The 16,993-nt window shown below is 61.0% G+C and carries 12 protein-coding genes; 11 read left to right on the top strand and 1 reads right to left on the bottom strand.

The features are described 5' to 3' along the window. Nucleotides 1-201: 201 nt before the first annotated feature. On the bottom strand, nt 202-1,143 hold the full coding sequence (locus ACURWW_RS06490; RefSeq protein ID WP_445615822.1) for a LysR family transcriptional regulator: 942 nt from the start codon (nt 1,141-1,143) through the stop codon (nt 202-204). Nucleotides 1,144-1,415: 272 nt separating this feature from the next. On the opposite strand from ACURWW_RS06490, the gene ACURWW_RS06485 reads away from it, so the two are divergent. The 11 genes from ACURWW_RS06485 to ACURWW_RS06435 all read left to right on the top strand — a co-directional run bounded on the left by ACURWW_RS06485 (nt 1,416) and on the right by ACURWW_RS06435 (nt 16,939). After that, nucleotides 1,416-2,831: an acetyl-CoA carboxylase biotin carboxylase subunit gene (locus ACURWW_RS06485; RefSeq protein ID WP_458618450.1), complete on the top strand. Its 1,416-nt coding sequence runs from the start codon at nt 1,416-1,418 to the stop codon at nt 2,829-2,831. Between the two features lie 23 nt (nt 2,832-2,854). Further along, the gene (gene oadA, locus ACURWW_RS06480; RefSeq protein WP_445615826.1) at nt 2,855-4,654 is read left to right on the top strand and encodes a sodium-extruding oxaloacetate decarboxylase subunit alpha; all 1,800 of its coding nucleotides are present in this window, start codon (nt 2,855-2,857) and stop codon (nt 4,652-4,654) included. A gap of 163 nt (nt 4,655-4,817) precedes the next feature. Next, nucleotides 4,818-6,233: an ATP-binding protein gene (locus tag ACURWW_RS06475; RefSeq protein ID WP_445615827.1), complete on the top strand. Its 1,416-nt coding sequence runs from the start codon at nt 4,818-4,820 to the stop codon at nt 6,231-6,233. Nucleotides 6,234-6,464: 231 nt separating this feature from the next. Next, on the top strand, nt 6,465-6,692 hold the full coding sequence (locus ACURWW_RS06470) for a hypothetical protein (protein ID WP_445615828.1): 228 nt from the start codon (nt 6,465-6,467) through the stop codon (nt 6,690-6,692). Nucleotides 6,693-6,977: 285 nt separating this feature from the next. Continuing rightward, complete coding sequence (locus ACURWW_RS06465) at nt 6,978-8,372, top strand: sodium:proton antiporter (RefSeq protein WP_445615830.1); 1,395 nt, start codon at nt 6,978-6,980, stop codon at nt 8,370-8,372. 327 nt (nt 8,373-8,699) lie between these two features. After that, nucleotides 8,700-9,932 carry a cyclic nucleotide-binding domain-containing protein gene (locus ACURWW_RS06460; RefSeq protein ID WP_445615831.1) on the top strand — a complete coding sequence of 411 codons (1,233 nt, stop codon included), beginning with the start codon at nt 8,700-8,702 and terminating at the stop codon, nt 9,930-9,932. A gap of 82 nt (nt 9,933-10,014) precedes the next feature. Further along, a complete protein-coding gene (locus tag ACURWW_RS06455; RefSeq protein WP_445615833.1) occupies nt 10,015-10,908 on the top strand; it encodes an NAD(+) kinase in 894 nt (297 codons plus the stop codon). Then, nucleotides 10,905-11,843 carry a rhomboid family intramembrane serine protease gene (locus ACURWW_RS06450; protein ID WP_445615834.1) on the top strand — a complete coding sequence of 313 codons (939 nt, stop codon included), beginning with the start codon at nt 10,905-10,907 and terminating at the stop codon, nt 11,841-11,843. The genes ACURWW_RS06455 and ACURWW_RS06450 overlap by 4 nt, the downstream gene beginning before the upstream one ends. Nucleotides 11,844-11,935: 92 nt before the next feature. Beyond that, the gene (locus tag ACURWW_RS06445) at nt 11,936-12,196 is read left to right on the top strand and encodes a YeaC family protein (RefSeq protein WP_445615835.1); all 261 of its coding nucleotides are present in this window, start codon (nt 11,936-11,938) and stop codon (nt 12,194-12,196) included. 36 nt (nt 12,197-12,232) lie between these two features. Continuing rightward, on the top strand, nt 12,233-14,905 hold the full coding sequence (pepN, locus tag ACURWW_RS06440; RefSeq protein WP_445615836.1) for an aminopeptidase N: 2,673 nt from the start codon (nt 12,233-12,235) through the stop codon (nt 14,903-14,905). 126 nt (nt 14,906-15,031) lie between these two features. Then, a complete protein-coding gene (locus tag ACURWW_RS06435; protein ID WP_445615837.1) occupies nt 15,032-16,939 on the top strand; it encodes a hybrid sensor histidine kinase/response regulator in 1,908 nt (635 codons plus the stop codon). The last annotated feature ends 54 nt before the right edge of the window (nt 16,940-16,993 follow it).

The raw sequence follows: 16,993 nt of genomic DNA, 5'->3' as shown, positions 1-16,993 counted from the left end.
CACCTGCAGGCCTGCACGTGATTGTGGCCGGGTTCTCCGGTGTGCCGCGTACACCAAATAGTTCCTGGGTATCGCTGCCTCGGTCACACCCGGGTTGATGCGGGACAGGCTCAAACCCAATGTGCACGATCAGGGCCGACAGGTGGGTGCGGGCGGCGATCGGTGCAGAGCTGGGGTGCCAACAGCCCGTGGAGGTGGCGATTATCCCGGGTACACGCGGTCGTGGAGCTCCGTGGTTCGTCGCCGCACGTAATCCATCAGGGCCTGCATCACCGGCGTCGGGTGTTTGGCCGAAGGGTGGACGGTGCACCAGGAGCGGCGCAGGGGGAACCCGTTCAGTTCCGGGACGGCGAGGTCGCCCAGCCGCAGCTCCGGGTTGATGCAGACCCGGGGCAGAACAGCGACGCCCAGCCCTGCGAGCACGCCGTGTTTGATTGCGGTATTTGAGCCCAGCTCCATGCAGGGGTTCAGGCTGAGCCGATGGCGGGAGCACCAGTCTTCCAGGGCGTAGCGGGTGCCCGAACCCGGTTCACGAATGAGCAGACGCGCCTGGAAGAATTCCTCGGCGCTCAGGTCCTTTCGATCCAGGAGGGGGTCGTCGGATCGCACCACCGGCACCAGGAGGTTGTCGAGAAACGGAATGATGTTCAGGGCCCGGGATTCCGGGACCATGCCCATGATCACCAGGTCGTCCTGGTTTGCGGTGAGGCGCTCCAGTGCCTGGGCCCGATTGACCACCTGCAGGCGCACGTTGACCTTGGGGTATTCCTGCAGAAAGCCTTCCAGCAGGTAGGGCACCACATACTGGGCTGTACTCACGGCCGCCAGGCGCAGCTCTCCCCGGACCTGGCCCTGCAACTCCGCTAACTCCATCTGCAAGCGTTCCAGGTCCGCGAACATGGAATTCACGGTCCGCAGCAGTTGCTCGCCGGCGGAAGTGGTGTAGAGCTGCTTGCCCACATACTCGAATACCGGTTGGCCCAGAGAGTGCTCGAGCTGGCGAATCTGGGCGCTCACCGCGGGCTGGGTCAGGCCCAGCTCCCGGGCTGCGTTGCTGTAACTCTTGAGCTCGTGGACGGTCCGAAAGATCTGCAATTGCCGGAAGGACAGGCGATTCAGTAACTGAGTAAAGGTGTATGGCACAGAAAAACGACTCCAATCGGGCAGGGCTGTCACGGGTTTCAACCGCCTATAAGTTTAAGCTTATAGCTGAAACAAAGAATATCAATTTTTTTCCGAGCTCAGCCTGCTCTATTGTGCGCTGATCGGTCGATTTCAGGACTCAGATGAATCGGCCTCACACGCTGGTCACGGGGACGGACGTTCAAGGCTGGCAGTGGCGAGCCCGCTCACAAGGCGAGGCGTCGCCCTGGCAGATTGGGGTTCGCGGAATTTCCGGGCTAAGGAGAATAATGATGTTGAAGAAAGTGCTGATCGCGAACCGCGGCGAAATTGCGGTGCGGATCGTTCGGGCCTGTGCCGAAATGAATATCCGCTCCGTGGCCGTATTCACGGAACCTGATCGCCACGCCCTCCACGTAAAGCGGGCGGACGAAGCCTACGGGCTCGGCGAGGACCCTCTCGGGGGATATCTGGACCCCCGTCGGCTGGTGAGCCTGGCCGTAGAGACTGGCTGCGACGCCATCCACCCAGGCTACGGATTCCTTTCTGAAAATGCCGAGTTCGCGCGCATATGCGCGGAGCGGGGCATCACCTTTATCGGCCCATCTGCCGAAGTCATCGCCCGAATGGGGGACAAGACCGCCGCGCGATCCAGCATGATCGCTGCAGGGGTCCCGGTCACGCCCGGTTCCGAAGGCAATCTGGCCGATCTCGACGAAGCACTCGAGGTGGCGGGGCGGATTGGCTATCCGGTGATGCTGAAGGCCACCTCCGGTGGCGGCGGGCGAGGCATTCGTCGCTGCGACAGCCCCGCCGAGTTGCGGGCCCAGTACCCGCGGGTGATTTCCGAAGCCAGCAAGGCCTTCGGTTCGGCCGAAGTCTTTCTCGAAAAATGCATCGTTGACCCCAAGCACATCGAAGTGCAGATCCTGGCGGACAGCCAGGGCAACGCCATCCACCTTTACGAGCGCGATTGCTCCATCCAGCGCCGCAACCAGAAACTCATCGAAATTGCCCCAAGCCCTCAGTTGACGCCGGAGCAGCGCAACTACGTGGGCGAACTGGCCGTACGCGCCGCCCAGGCCGTGGGCTATGAAAATTCCGGCACCGTGGAATTTCTGCTCAGCGGCAACGATGTGTACTTTATGGAAATGAACACGCGGGTGCAGGTGGAACACACCATCTCCGAGGAGATCACCGGGGTGGACATTGTGCGCGAGCAGATGCGCATTGCCGCCGGGCTGCCCTTAAGCTTCCGCCAGGAGGACATCAGCCATCGGGGCTTCGCCCTCCAGTTCCGCATCAATGCGGAGGACCCGAAGAACGACTTCCTGCCCAGCTTCGGGCGCATCACCCGCTACTACGCACCGGGCGGTCCGGGGGTGCGCACCGACACGGCCATCTTTACCGGTTACACCATTCCTCCGTACTTTGACTCCATGTGCCTGAAACTGGTGGTGTGGGCGCTGACCTGGGAAGAAGCCCTCGACCGCGGCGCGCGGGCACTCTCGGACATGCGCGTGCAGGGGGTAAAAACCACCGCCCGCTACTATCAGGAGATCCTGCAGGACGGGGATTTTCGCAGCGGTGAGTTCAACACCAGCTTCGTGCCGAACCACCCGCAGTTACTGAACTATTCCGACAAACGGGATCCCAGCGATATTGCGCTGGCGATTGCCACTGCCATCGCGGCCCATGCCGGGCTTTAAGGTTGCGAGAGGAAAATAATCACATGAGCAAAATCAAAATCACCGAGGTAATTCTCCGTGACGCCCACCAGTCCCTCATTGCCACCCGGATGCGCACGGAAGACATGCTGCCCATCTGCGACAAACTGGATAAGGTGGGCTTCTGGTCCCTGGAAGTGTGGGGCGGCGCTACCTTTGACGCCTGTGTGCGCTTCCTGAAGGAAGATCCCTGGGAGAGGCTGCGCCAGTTGCGCGAGGCCCTGCCCAACACCCGCCTGCAAATGCTTTTGCGTGGCCAGAACCTGTTGGGCTATCGCCATTACGCGGACGACGTGGTGGAAGCCTTTGTGGCCAAGGCCGCGGAAAACGGCATTGATGTATTCCGGGTCTTCGACGCTCTCAATGATCTGCGCAACCTGGAGACCGCCATCGGCGCGGTTAAAAAATCCGGCAAGCACGCCCAGGGGACCATCTGCTATACCACCAGTCCGGTGCATACGGAGGAACTCTTCGTCGGCCAGGCCCAGGCTCTGAAAGACATGGGCGCCGACTCCATTGCCATTAAGGACATGGCCGGTTTGCTGACGCCCTATGCGACCTATGACCTGGTCAAGGCGATCAAGGGCGCTGTGGATCTGCCGGTGTTCATTCACAGCCACGCCACCTCCGGTCTGGCCGCCCAGTGCCAGTTGAAGGCCATCGAAGCGGGCGCCGAGCACATTGATACGGCCATCTCGGCATTCGCCTGGGGCACCAGCCATCCGGCCACCGAATCCCAGGTGGCGGCCTTGCGCGGCACCCAGTGGGACCCGGGTTTGGATTTGGAACTGTTGGGTGAGATTGCCGATTACTTCCGGGAAGTCCGCGGCAAGTACCACCAGTTCGAGAGCGAATTCACCCGCGAAGACGTGTCGGTGCAGATCAACCAGGTACCGGGTGGCATGATGTCCAACCTGGCCAACCAGCTCAAAGAGCAAAATGCGCTGGGACGCATCCGCGATGTGTTCGCGGAAATTCCCCACGTGCGCAAGGACCTGGGTTACCCGCCTCTGGTCACACCCACCTCACAGATTGTGGGCACCCAGGCCGTACTCAACGTGTTGACGGGAGAGCGCTACAAGACCATCACCAACGAGGTGAAACGCTATCTTCAGGGCGGATACGGGCAGCCGCCCGCGCCGGTGGACGCCAAACTGCGCACTGAAGCGATCGGCATCGGCGAGCTGATTGACGGTCGGCCGGCAGACCAGCTCAGCCCGGAGATGGAGCGCCTGCGCAAGGAGATCGGCGCCGTCGCCAAGAGCGATGAGGACGTGCTGACCTTCGCCATGTTTCAGGACATCGGTCGCCAGTTTCTGGAAGAGCGCGAGGCCGGAACCCTGCAGCCCGAGTCCCTGATACCGGTGGCCCAGAACCGCCGTGCCAGCGACGAGGGGGTGGCCACGGAGTTCCGCATCGACGTTCACGGAGAGACCTATCAGGTGGCCATCACCGGCGTGGGTGGCAAGGACCGTGGCAAGCGCCACTTTTACATGACCCTGGACGGCATGCCGGAAGAGGTGGTGTTCGAGCCCTTGAACGCCTACGTGCGTGGCGAAGGCGGCGACGGTCGCCCGCAGGCCAGCGCACCGGGCCATGTAACCACCGGGATGCCGGGCAACATCGTGGATGTGCTGGTGGCCGTTGGTGACACCGTCGAAGCGGGCCAGCCGGTGTTGATTACCGAGGCCATGAAAATGGAGACGGAGATTCAGGCGCCGGTTACCGGTCAGGTTGCCGCGGTGCATGTTGCCAAAGGCGACCGGGTGAACCCGGGTGAAGTTCTGGTGGAAATCCAGGAGTAAAGCGCCGACTTCGCCGATAAAGGCCATGGACGGCCTGGCTCATTCCCCGCCGGAGTGTCGCCCGAACGCGCCATTACGGACAGTCAGTTCCCGAACGCGGGAGCTGCTTTGCGGTCCGCATAGGGTATCAATCTGATCGGCAACCGGCGGCAGAGATGTATCCATGAGATTACGAACTTCAGTAGCGGTGGTGCTCCTGCTGTTGCTCGGCCTTTTTGTCGCTCTCTCAGCATCTCTGATTCAGACAGCCAACCTTCTCGACAAAAGCGCGGGAGAGCTTGTCACCGCCGGAGAAAGTATTCGCCTCGCGGAGACCTTCAAATCCCGGTTGCTCGCCGATAATCGCGACGCCTTCCTTTATTCCCTGATGCAGGACCCCGAGCGGCTTGTTTCGCTTCAGGTTCAGCGCAATCAGATTGTTCAGCGACTGGAAACGTTGCGTCTTTTGAACGCCACGAAAGAAGAAGTGGACATCCTGGATGCGCTGGGCCAGCAGATGGCCAGTTACTTCGCGGAACAGGAACAACTGCGTACCGCTGACATTCCTCCATTGGAGAAATACAGTCAGATCAGCGCTCGCGTGGACGAAACGATAGTCGTCGTTGAACAGCTCATTGACCTCAATCGCAGCCAGCTGGGTGAGCTCATGGCTCAGATCGAGGACCGGAACCGCCTCACCGATCAGGTTGCCGTGGGGCTGCTGGGTGTGACCGGGCTGATTCTGCTGGGGGTGATTTATGGCGTTACCGTGTATGCAGCACGCCCGCTCGCCCGGTTGAGTTCGACGGTTCGGCGCTACGCGACCGGTGACAGCGCCGCCCGCTCGCCCATCAGTGGTCTGTATGAGATCCGCGAGATTGGGCGCAGTTTCAACCATATGGCGGATCGGCTGGAGGAACGGCGCCAGGAGCAAGTGCAGTTTATTGCTTCTATCGCTCATGACCTGCGCAATCCCCTGCATTCCATATCCCTGGTCTCGGAACTTCTGGTTCACAAAAGCACTGAGGAGGATCGGGAACTCCCCAGCCTCGTGCTGCGGCAGGTGAAGCATCTGGACAAGCTGGTCCAGGACCTGCTGGAATCGAGCCGAATCGAGGCGGGCCAGATGGACTTGCAGTTGGCCCGCGAAGATCTGTGTCCGCTGCTGAAGGATGTGGTGGATCTGCATCAAGGGACGTCCCAAGCACACACCTTCGTCCTGGAGCTTCCCGACGAGCCACTTTTTTGCCGCTGCGACCTGGGCCGGGTCAGCCAGGTGCTCAACAACCTGCTCTCCAACGCCATCAAATATTCGCCCACCGGGGGCTCCGTGCGCGTCGCCGCTGCCGGCGACGAGGAAGCAGTCAGGGTGGTTATCAGTGATCAGGGGGTGGGCATCCCCAGTGAGGACATTGAGAAAATTTTCAAACCTTTTTACCGGACTGCCATAACCAAGGGCACAATCCCCGGTATCGGCCTGGGCCTTTCCGCCAGTCGCCGTATCATCGAAGCACACGGTGGCCGGCTCTGGGTGGAAAGTACCCCAGGCAACGGCTCAACGTTTCACATCGAACTGCCCCGTGAGCCCGCGGATTCCTGAGCTTTCGCGCTTGCCGAACCTGCGGCATCCGGCGGGTGCTTTCATCCGGTTGTCATGAAAGACGGTCAAGCTGCGCCTGTGCCAAATGGATGGCATAGGGCTTGCACTTCTGTGGCTGTCGGTATGACCTCGCCCCGGGTTTGGCCCCGGGTGAGATCTTTCGAAACCCTCGCTTCAGGATGATGCGGGGAGGCCACAAGGAGGTGCGGCTCTTGGGCCGGCAGCTTTGCCGTGGCGGATAGGCTCCTTGCCGTCGGCTATGGCGTCTTCGAAAGGTCTCACCCGGGGCCAAACTATGTCGAGCTTCATTCATTCCCGCTGCCCGGACGTGGAGCGGCGGATAACGGGAAAACAAATTCAAAGGAGAAGTTCATGCAGGATTACATTGAAGAAGTACTGGACGCACAGGATTACGACTACGAGGACGACGAGACCCTCGACGAGTGGATCGAAGTCTGATCACTTGGCCGGGCGCCGCACAATTCGATCCCGGCAATACCTTCCCCCATCCTCGCCGGCCCTCCGGGCTCCGGCGGGAGATTCTTCCTCTCGCTGTCCCCAAATTCTCCGACTCAGTCTTTCGTCGAGTGGCTCCGGTTCACTGCTGTGCAGATGTGCCAGCGTCGAGTGAGACCGGACGCACAAACTGGCGACCGGATCACGGTGGCTGGCGCGTCAGTGGTCAATAATAACCCTATAGAATGATCAAGGGGGCCCGCAGGTGCAGGGTCCGGGGGCGCTTTCATGTTCAAATCCGACGCTGAATATTCCGAGGCGGTGCTCTTTGTCGAGCACAATCGCGTCAACCGCGAGATGCTGTACTCGGAATTTGAAGCCGTTCTGGATGGCGTTGTCCCCATTCCCGATCTGGCCGGCCGCAGTGCCCAGGCCGTTTACCTGCGAGTGAACGGAAAGCTCCAGATCATTGCCGCGGTCTTCTTCCGCATCAGCTTCGATTCCGACGGTCAGGCAGACAAGCGCTGGAACGTGCCCATTGAACAGTTTGCCGACAACTCTGGCCGGGGCCCGGATCTGGGGGGTGGTCCCATTCGTCTGGCCTGCCGCAGCCAGTGTTCCATTGCCTGGCATCAGCAGAATCTCTGGGATCCGGACATGACGCCGGGCAACAACGACTTCATCCTGCTGAAGAAAGCCATCAAGGCCAATCGCCTCAACCTGCGGGTCCAGGCTCCGGCCGAAACCGAAGAACCGCCAACGCTGGCGAAACCGGAGAAATCTGCGGCGCCTTCAAAAGCAGATACCCGGGAGATCGAAGCGCGACTTTCGCAACAGCTGCGCCGCAAGTTCGAGCAAGAGTTCCGGGACCACATGGCCGGCCTGCTCAAGGAACAGCGGCTGCGCATTCTCACCCTCAACAGCAAACGGCAGCAGGAAGTCCAGCAACTTCAACTCAATCACCAGCAACGCCTCCAGGAGTACCGCCAGCAACTGGACAAGCGCCAGCAGGAGCTGGAACTGCAGCGTCGTCGCAACAAGGAGCTGAAAGAAACAATCGAAGGGCAGGCCAAAAAGATCGAGGGCCTGCGAGAGTACTTCGAGCACAAGCTCAAATCCGCCCACCTGGACGAAAGTACCCAGTTGCGCACCATGCGGGAAAACTTCGAGACCGAGGTTCAGGCCAAGGTGGCGGCGGCCACCCTGGAGATCAAGGAAAAGCTCCAACTCCGCGAAGTTGAGCTCATGTATCGCGGGGAGCAGGAGGCCAGCCTGGAGCGGGAGATTCGCCGGCTCCGTGAGGAAAACCAGCACCTGCTGAACAACAGCAACGGGCAGTTGCTGGAGAAGCTGGAGCAAGCAGGCGTAAACTTCGTGGCCTACCATCCCGGAGCGGGGCACCTGACGGTGCCGCTGGCGGACATGGCGGCCTACCTGGAAGATCCCACCGGCTACGCGGCGGCCAAATGCGGTGTCAGCACCCATCAGTACAAGGACTGGCTGGACCACTACCGGCAGCCCAAATGCCGGGCCATCAAGGACGGTGGTGAAGTCTGCGCGGAGACGATTGACCGGGTACCGTCACCCGGCCAGTTCCACGCCGGCGAGCACGACCGCTGTGAACGCCACCGAAGTGCGCCCGCCCGGGCGTATGCGACCTTTGGCAAGAATGCGGCGGTTTGATTTCTGAGCGAGTTCCCTTCCCACGCGGGGCGCCGGCGAATGGCGTCTGTGGATGATCCTCACAGCAGAGAGAACCGGGGAACAGGAGATGCCGAAGCTGGCACCAAATCTGCTATTTTTGCTGAGATACAGCTTGGGGCAACAACAAAAACGGGCGAAATGCCCAAGGGGCGGGCGGCGGCGATTATGGGCCGCCGCCGCGATTAACCAAAATGGGCGACACACTGACATTTTGCGTCACATTCCGGGCAACCCCGTCTTCTCGGGGCACCGGAACTGATTGGCAGGGCATTTGGGGCGATGCGCAAGAAGCGGACAGAAGTAATCATGACGGACTCGGCACTGAGAGCAAGTTACAGCCGATTGGGCGTCAACGACGCCTATGACGGACGCGAACGCCGCGAAATCCTCGGTGACAAGGCCATGTTGGCGGCCTCGCGCAGCGATCAGGAACTCAGCGTGGATCTGCGGCTGGCCCAGACCCTCAGCCCCTTGAAATCCGTTACCGAGAGCCACCTGGCGGAACTGATTCGCAACAGCTCGGTGGAGCTCGTTTTTCGCGGCCAGCCCCTGTTTGAAGCGGGCAGCTACGATCGCCAGCACATCTACCTTTTGCACGGAGACCTGGAACTTGTGGACTCCCATGGATCCCGCACCATTGTGAGCGGCAGTGATACCCTCAAGGCACTGGCCCATGAGCAGCCGCGGCCGTGTCGGGCGGTGGCACTGACCGACTGTGGCGTCCTGCGGGTGGATTCGGAATACCTGGACAAGATGCTCACCTGGAGCCAGGTAGCTGAATACATGCTGCTGGATATCGCCTATCAGCGGGATCTGGACGAGGACGCGGAATGGATGATGACCATCCTCAAGTCGAACCTCTTCCACAAGGTGCCCCCGATCAACGCCCAGATCATCTTTGACCGCCTGAACACGTTGGTTGTGGAGGCTGGCGAGGCCGTTCTGCGCCAGGGCGAGATCGGTGACAACTGCTACTTCATCAAGACCGGCGAGGCCGAGGTCCGCCAGTCGCCCGATGGCATGACCCCTCCGGTGCCCATCGCCGAGATCGGCCCCGGCCGCTGTTTTGGCGAGGACGCGCTGGTCAATGAAACCGTGCGCAACGCCTCGGTCATCATGAAAACCGATGGGGTTCTGATGTACATTTCCAAGCGGGATTTTCTCAAGCTCCTCAAGGAACCGCGGGTTCAACTGGCCGATGCCCACGAAGTGCGCGCTCTGCTGGACGAGGGCGCCATCAGCATCGACGTGCGCACCGAGGAGGAGTACGAGGCCGAGCATCTGGACCGCGCCATCAACCTCCCGCTCAATCTGCTGCGTATCAAAACCCGCCTGTTGAGCAAGGACGTCCAGTATGTGATCTACTGCGACACCGGCCGGCGCAGCCGGGCCGCCGCCCACCTGCTGACCCGCGCCGGCTACAAGGCCGTCGCCCTGGACGCCGGCCTCAAGGGCCTGCGCCCCGCCCAGGGCGTGAATCTGTCGCTGGATAATGCAAGCTTCTTACTGAAGGACGGGATGGTTGTCCGGGAGTCGTGAGGCCAGGCATTCCTTCCATTGGACGCCACACCCCGCCCAAACGCTATAATGCTCCCCCTTTTCTCAAGCGGAGCCAGCGTCCATGGCAGAATTCAACTCCATCGGCATTATCGGCCGTCTGGACAGTGAACAGGCCGTATACAGCCTGCGTCGCCTGATCCGCTATCTGGAGTCCCGCCAGGTGAAGCTCCTCCTCGAAGAGCGCACCGCCACCGTCCTTCCGGGGAACACCCAGGAAGTCGTCGACCGTGAAGAACTGGGCCGCCAGTGCGATCTGGTGATGGTGGTGGGCGGCGACGGCAGCATGCTGGGCGCCGCGGGGGCTCTGGCCCGTTACAACGTGCCCCTGCTGGGGGTGAACCAGGGGCGGCTGGGCTTTCTCACGGACATCACTCCCGATGAGATCGAGCGCCGGGTGGGGGAGGTGCTGGAAGGCAAGTACCTGATGGAGACCCGCTTCATGCTGGGCATGGCGGCGATCCGCGACGGCAAAACCATCGGCGGCGGTGAGGCCCTCAATGACGTGGTCATGCATCCCGGCCAGTTCATCCGGATGATCGAATTCGAGCTCTACATTGATGACCAGTTCGTCTACACCCAGCGGTCCGACGGGCTGATCATCTCCACCCCGACGGGCTCCACTGCCTACGCCCTCAGCGCCGGTGGCCCGCTGGTCCACCCGCGGATGGACGCCATTGTTCTGGTTCCCATGAATCCCCACACACTGAGCAGCCGTTCTATCGTGGTGGACGGCAGCAGCGAGATCAAGTTGGTGGTGGGGGAGCACAACACCGCCTTTCCGCACATTACCTGTGATGGCCACAACCATGTGGTGAGTGAACCCGGTGACGAGATTCATGTCCATAAGCATCCCTGGAAGTTACAGCTGATTCATCCGCTCAACCATAATTTCTACGAAACCTGCAGGTCCAAGCTGGGCTGGCAGAGTCATATCACCAAACAGGTCAAGTCTTGACGAAATATCGCGACGTTTACGGGCAGGAGTGGCTGGAAGTTGAGCGTCTGCCCCAGGCGCTCGACCTGTCCCTCATCAGCCGGGCGCTCACTGAGCGCCGCATTCCTCATCGGATCACCGAAGAAGGGGCCGAGCAGGTGGTGTGGGCGGCCCGAGAAGAGGATCGGCGGGGGCTCATGGATCTGCTCGAGGCCTGGCAGCGGGGCGACGTGGAAATTCGCGAACTTGCCGATGCCGATGCCGATACCGCCGCTGCGGCGGCGCCAGCGGCCCGGGGCAGCGGCTGGAGTGACCAGGCCGCACTGATTCTCCGTTTGTTGCCGGTCACCAGTCTTCTGCTTGTCCTGAGTGTTCTGGGCTATCTGGTGGTGTTCGCCGACGCACGCCTGCAGATCGGTCACTGGTTCACCATCGTGGACATCGGCCTGCACCGCGGCGCTGCCCGGGTGGGGGACATCGATGGGAGTGAAATCTGGCGGGTGTGGACCCCCATGTTCCTCCACTTCGACCTGATCCACATTGCATTCAATGCCCTGTTCCTGTGGGTGTTTGGAGCGCGTATCGAACGGGTGATGGGCAGTGGCCGCTTCCTGCTGTTTGTTCTCGCGGCTGGCGCGATCGCCAACCTGGGCCAGCTCATGTGGGAGAGCAACCCCCGTTTTGGCGGCATGTCCGGCGTGAACTACGGCTTTATCGGTTATATTTGGCTGCGGCAATTGCTTGCGCCCCACCCGATGCTGGTGTTTCCCAAGGCGCTGATCCCCATGCTCCTGCTGATGCTGCTCCTGGGCACCGTCGGCGCGCTCGACGTCTTCATCGAAGGCCGCGTCGCCAACGCCGCCCACGTGACCGGCCTGATGGTGGGCATATCCTGGGGATTGCTGGCCGGACTGGCGAACGGAAGACGGCGGGGCGCCGATGAACATGATCCGTGAAGAGAGAAAACCGTGGGACTTGAGGTGAACGACACCGTGCCATCCGCCGACCCTGCCTCTCCGCCCCGTCCCCACAACAACGCGAGGACCCCGTGAATTTCGAAGAACTGAGCCAAAACCTGGACCCGGACGTTTACCAGCGCCTGAAGACCGCCATTGAACTGGGCAAGTGGCCCAATGGCGAGGTGCTGAGCCCACACCAGAAAGAGATCACCATGCAGGCCATCATTGCCTATGAAGTGAAGAACCTGCCGCCGGAAGAGCGCACCGGCTACATCCACGCGGCTGACAAGACCGCCTGCGGTCACGACGACGGCGACGAGGATGCCCAAGCGCCAGTGCGCTGGACGTGATCCGATCATTCCGAAAAAAATTGACGAGGTACTCCAATGAAAGACGCGACTCCTGCGGCCATTCGGCTTGAGGATTACCAGGTTCCTGCCTTTCTGATCGAGCGCACCGAACTGCGCATCGAGCTGGGCGACGATTTCACCACGGTCCACTCAAGCCTGAGCATGCGACGCAACCCGGATTCGAAGCACGGCCCGGGTTCGAAGGAGGGCAGTGAACTGGTGCTGGACGGCTGCAACCTCGAGTTGCAGCACATCGCGCTCGATGGCGAACCCCTGGCCAAGAGCAGCTATGAGATTACCGAAGAGCATCTGCGTGTGCGGGACGTTCCGGAGGAGTTCACCCTGAGCACAGTGGTGCGCATCCGGCCCCAGGACAACACCACCCTCGAGGGCCTGTATAAATCCCGCACCATGTATTGCACCCAGTGCGAGGCGGAGGGCTTTCGCAACATTACCTGGTACCTGGATCGCCCCGACGTCATGAGCGAATTCACGACCACTCTGGTGGCGGACAAGGCCCGCTATCCGGTGCTCCTGTCCAACGGCAACCCGGTGGACAGCGGAGAGCTGGAAGGTGGGCTTCACTACCAGACCTGGCATGACCCGTTCAAAAAACCGGCCTACCTGTTTGCGGCGGTAGCGGGTGATCTGGCGGTGGTTGAGGACAAGTTCGTCACCCGCTCCGGTCGCGATGTGCAGATCAGGATCTTTGTGGAAGAAAAGGATCTGGACAAATGCGATCACGCCCTGCGCTCTCTGAAGAACGCCATGCGCTGGGACGAGAAGGTATACGGTCGCGAGTACGACCTGGACATCTTCATGATTGTCGCCGTCGACGACTTCAACATGGGGGCCATGGAGAACAAGGGGCTGAATATCTTCAACACCTCCTGTGTGCTGGCCAAGCCCGACATCACCACCGATGCTGCCTTCCAGCGGGTGGAGGGCGTGGTGGCCCACGAATATTTCCACAACTGGTCCGGTAACCGGGTCACCTGTCGTGACTGGTTTCAGCTCAGCCTCAAAGAAGGCTTCACGGTTTTCCGGGACGCGGAGTTTTCCGCCGACATGGGCTCGCCCACGGTCAAGCGGGTGGAGGATGTAGGCATTCTGCGCACCGCGCAATTTGCGGAGGACGCGGGGCCCATGGCGCACCCGGTACAGCCCAGCGCCTACATCGAAATCTCGAACTTCTACACCCTGACCATTTACGAGAAGGGCGCGGAAGTGGTGCGGATGATCCACAACCTGCTGGGCCCCGATCTGTTCCGCAAAGGCAGCGATCTTTACTTCGATCGCCACGACGGGCAGGCCGTCACCATCAACGAATTCGTCAAGGCCATGGAGGATGCCTCCGGTCGCGACCTGAGTCAGTTCCGGTACTGGTACACTCAGGCCGGAACGCCGCTGCTGAAGGTCACGGACCATTACGACGCCGCCCAGCAGACCTATTCCCTGACCATCCGCCAATGCCTGCCGGAAACCCCGGACAAACAGCCCAAACTGCCGCTGCATATTCCCGTGACCGTCGGCCTGCTGGGCAGCGAAGGGGAGCTGCCGGTGGAGCTGCAAGGGGAGACCGCTGTTCCCGGAACGGAAAAGGTACTGGAGCTGCGGGAAGAGGAGCAAACTTTCACCTTCCTCGACGTAACGGAAAAACCCGTTCCCTCCTTGCTGCGCAGTTTTTCCGCGCCTGTGCGCCTCGAATACGATTACTCGCGGGATGACTTGATGCGGCTGATGCAGCTCGACAGCGACGGCTTCTGTCGCTGGGACGCCAGCCAACTGCTGGGCACACAAGTGATCCGCGACTTGATGAAACACTACCCGGACGTGAGTGCCGCACCAGTGGACGAGCGTTTGATCGACGCCCTGGCGGCCCTGCTGGCGGACGACACACTCGACCCGGCGATGGTAGCCCTGATGCTGCGCCTGCCCAGCGAAGCCTATCTGAGCGAGATCTCGGAGCGGGTGGACGTGGACGCGATACATCAGAGTCGCGATCGGGTGCGACGGGTGATTGCAGAGCGTCTGCAGGACGAACTGAGGGCAACCTATGACCGGTTGAACGTAGAGCAATCCTACGAGCCCAGTGCCGGACAGATTGCCCGCCGCAGCCTGAAGAATGCGGTCCTCGGCTACCTCTCACTGCTGGACGACGAAGCGGAGCTGGCCCGCTGCCTCGCACAGTACCGCAATGCCAACAACATGACGGACCGGCTTGCGGCGCTGTTGGCCGTGGTTAACAGCGCCCACCCGGTGGCCCCCGAACGGGCGGAAGAGGCGCTGGCGGATTTCTACCAGCGCTTCCAGAACGAGCCCCTGGCGGTCGATCAGTGGCTGTCGGTGCAGGCGAGCTGTCAGAAGCCGGATGCTCTGGATCGCGTCACCTCATTGTTGAAGCACCCCAGCTTCCATCTCACCAATCCCAACAAGGTGCGTTCGCTGATCGGGGTGTTCTGCAATCAGAACCTGGTGAACTTCCATCGGCCCGATGGCGCGGGCTATGGATTTCTGGGCGATCAGGTGCGGGTGCTCAACTCGGTGAACCCCCAGATTGCCGCGCGTCTGCTCACTCCCCTCACGCGCTGGCGCAAGTACGATTCGACTCGTCAGGAACTGATGAAGAAGGAGCTCACCCGGTTGCGGGACATGACCGACCTGTCCAAGGACGTGTTCGAGGTGGTCAGCAAGAGCCTCGCGGACTGAGGCCGGCGCTTCCCAGCGTTCCGGCAAGCGCTATCAGACCGTTTGATCAAGGGCGCCGGGCGCCCTTGCAGCATGGATGCGGCACTTTCGCAGCAACGAAGGGACTCGCCGATCCGATGTGGAATCATGGGAACAGATCCAGAGTTATTTCAGGCTCTCTTTGAGGCGTCGCCTTCCTGCTATCTGGTACTCCTGCCGGACTGGTCCATTGTTGCCGTCAATGACGCTTACCTCCAGGCGACCATGACCCACCGGGACAGGATTCTTGGCCTGGGGGTCTTTGATGCCTTCCCGGACAACCCGGACGATCCGAACTCCAGCGGCGTGAATGATCTGCGCGCCTCGCTCGAGTGGGTGTTGGCCCATCGCCAGCCTCATTCCATGCCAGTGACTAAGTACGACATCCCAAAGCCGGACCCGCGCGACGGATTCGAGGAACGTTACTGGAAGGTGCTCAATACTCCGGTGCAGGATGCCCAGGGGGAAGTCGCCTACATCATTCATCGTGTCGAGGACGTGACCGAACAGCAGCACCTTGAGGCAACCATCGAAGAGCAGGCGCGGCTGCTGGATCATGCCACCGTGTTTGCCCGCACCCTGGACGGAGAGGTCATCTTCTGGAATGCCGGCAGCGCGAAAACCTTCGGCTACAGCCGCGAGGAGGCAAAGGGCAAGCTCAGCTTTCAACTGCTGGACACCCGCTTCCCCATGGAGCGGGAAAAGATCGAAGCGCATTTGAGAGAACACGGCGAATGGATCGGCGAGGTTCAACACAGGAGCCGCGAAGGCCGCCTTATCGATGTGTGGACCCACTGGATTATTCATCCGGCGGACGATCGTCGGCACGATGTTGTGATCGAAGTGCACACGGATATTTCCGAGCGCAAGCGGCTGGAGAGGGAGCTCAAGGAACGAACCCGCGAGTTGGAGCGTATCGGGCGAAGCAAGGACGAGTTTATCGCCATTCTCAGTCATGAATTGCGCAACCCGCTTGCCCCGATTCGCAATACGGTCCCTTTGCTACGCAAGCAGGTGGGCGAGAACGAGGTCCTCGGCGAAATCGCCAGCATGCTCGAACGGCCAGTGGCCCAACTCACCCGGCTGGTGGACGACCTGCTGGACGTGTCGCGGGTCAACAGCGGGCAGGTGACCCTGAACCGCGACACTGTTGACCTTGTTGCACCGGTGCGACATGCGGCTGAACTTGCCCGCGGGGAAGTTCGCAAACGGGAGCAAACACTTGTTCTGGAATTGCCCGGATCGGCCCTGTGGGTGAATGCCGATAGCATTCGCATGGAGCAGGTGGTGCTCAACCTGCTGACCAATGCGTCCAAGTATTCAGGCGCAGGTGACGAGATACGCCTGACCGTGACCCGGGAGCAGGATTGGGGGTTGATCTCGGTAAAGGACAACGGAGTCGGCATCAGTGAGGAATTGCTGCCCTGTGTTTTCGAACTCTTCGCCCGGGGTGAGGACACGAACTACACAGACGATGGCCTCGGCATCGGGCTGGCGCTGGTTCGCCAGATCGTGGAGCTCCACGGAGGTCAGGTGGAGGCCCGCAGTGAAGGGCGCGACCATGGAAGCGAGTTTCTGGTTCGCCTGCCATTGACGGCGAAGCCGGCAAAACACGAGGTCAGGGATTCGCCGCCCGGCGCTGAAACCCGCCACCGATGTATTCTGATTGTGGACGACAACCAGGACGCGGCGGACAGCCTGGCCATGCTCCTCACCCTCCACGGGCATGAGGTCCACACGGCTTACGACGGCGCAACGGGGATTGCGAAGGCGGTGGAACAGCAGCCGGATGTGATCATTCTGGACCTCGGAATGCCGGTGATGGACGGCTATGAGGTCGCCGCACGGCTGCAACAGCGGCTCAACATGGAACAAAGGGTCCTGATAGCGGCAACGGGTTATGGACAGGACAAGGACCGGGACCGCACCCGCAAGGCGGGATTCGATCACCACCTCACCAAGCCGATCAGCCCGGATGCACTGCTCAATCTGCTGGAGGAGTCGTTCCCGGAATAACGAAAGTTTCCGGAATGAGGAAAGGGGAGGGGCCGAACATCCATGTTCGGCCTG

It is taken from the genome of Gilvimarinus sp. F26214L (assembly GCF_054401055.1).
The sequence above is the reverse complement of the archived record's forward strand: the minus strand, read 5'-3'. Positions and strand labels throughout refer to the sequence as shown.

Bases quoted from the DNA above. Each gene is read 5' to 3' on its own strand.
- ACURWW_RS06460 (WP_445615831.1), top strand. From the start codon at position 8,700: ATGACGGACTCGGCACTGAGAGCAAGTTACAGCCGATTGGGCGTCAAC.
- ACURWW_RS06465 (WP_445615830.1), top strand. From the start codon at position 6,978: ATGTTCAAATCCGACGCTGAATATTCCGAGGCGGTGCTCTTTGTCGAG.
- oadA (WP_445615826.1), top strand. From the start codon at position 2,855: ATGAGCAAAATCAAAATCACCGAGGTAATTCTCCGTGACGCCCACCAG.
- ACURWW_RS06455 (WP_445615833.1), top strand. From the start codon at position 10,015: ATGGCAGAATTCAACTCCATCGGCATTATCGGCCGTCTGGACAGTGAA.
- ACURWW_RS06485 (WP_458618450.1), top strand. From the start codon at position 1,416: ATGTTGAAGAAAGTGCTGATCGCGAACCGCGGCGAAATTGCGGTGCGG.
- pepN (WP_445615836.1), top strand. From the start codon at position 12,233: ATGAAAGACGCGACTCCTGCGGCCATTCGGCTTGAGGATTACCAGGTT.
- ACURWW_RS06435 (WP_445615837.1), top strand. From the start codon at position 15,032: ATGGGAACAGATCCAGAGTTATTTCAGGCTCTCTTTGAGGCGTCGCCT.
- ACURWW_RS06475 (WP_445615827.1), top strand. From the start codon at position 4,818: ATGAGATTACGAACTTCAGTAGCGGTGGTGCTCCTGCTGTTGCTCGGC.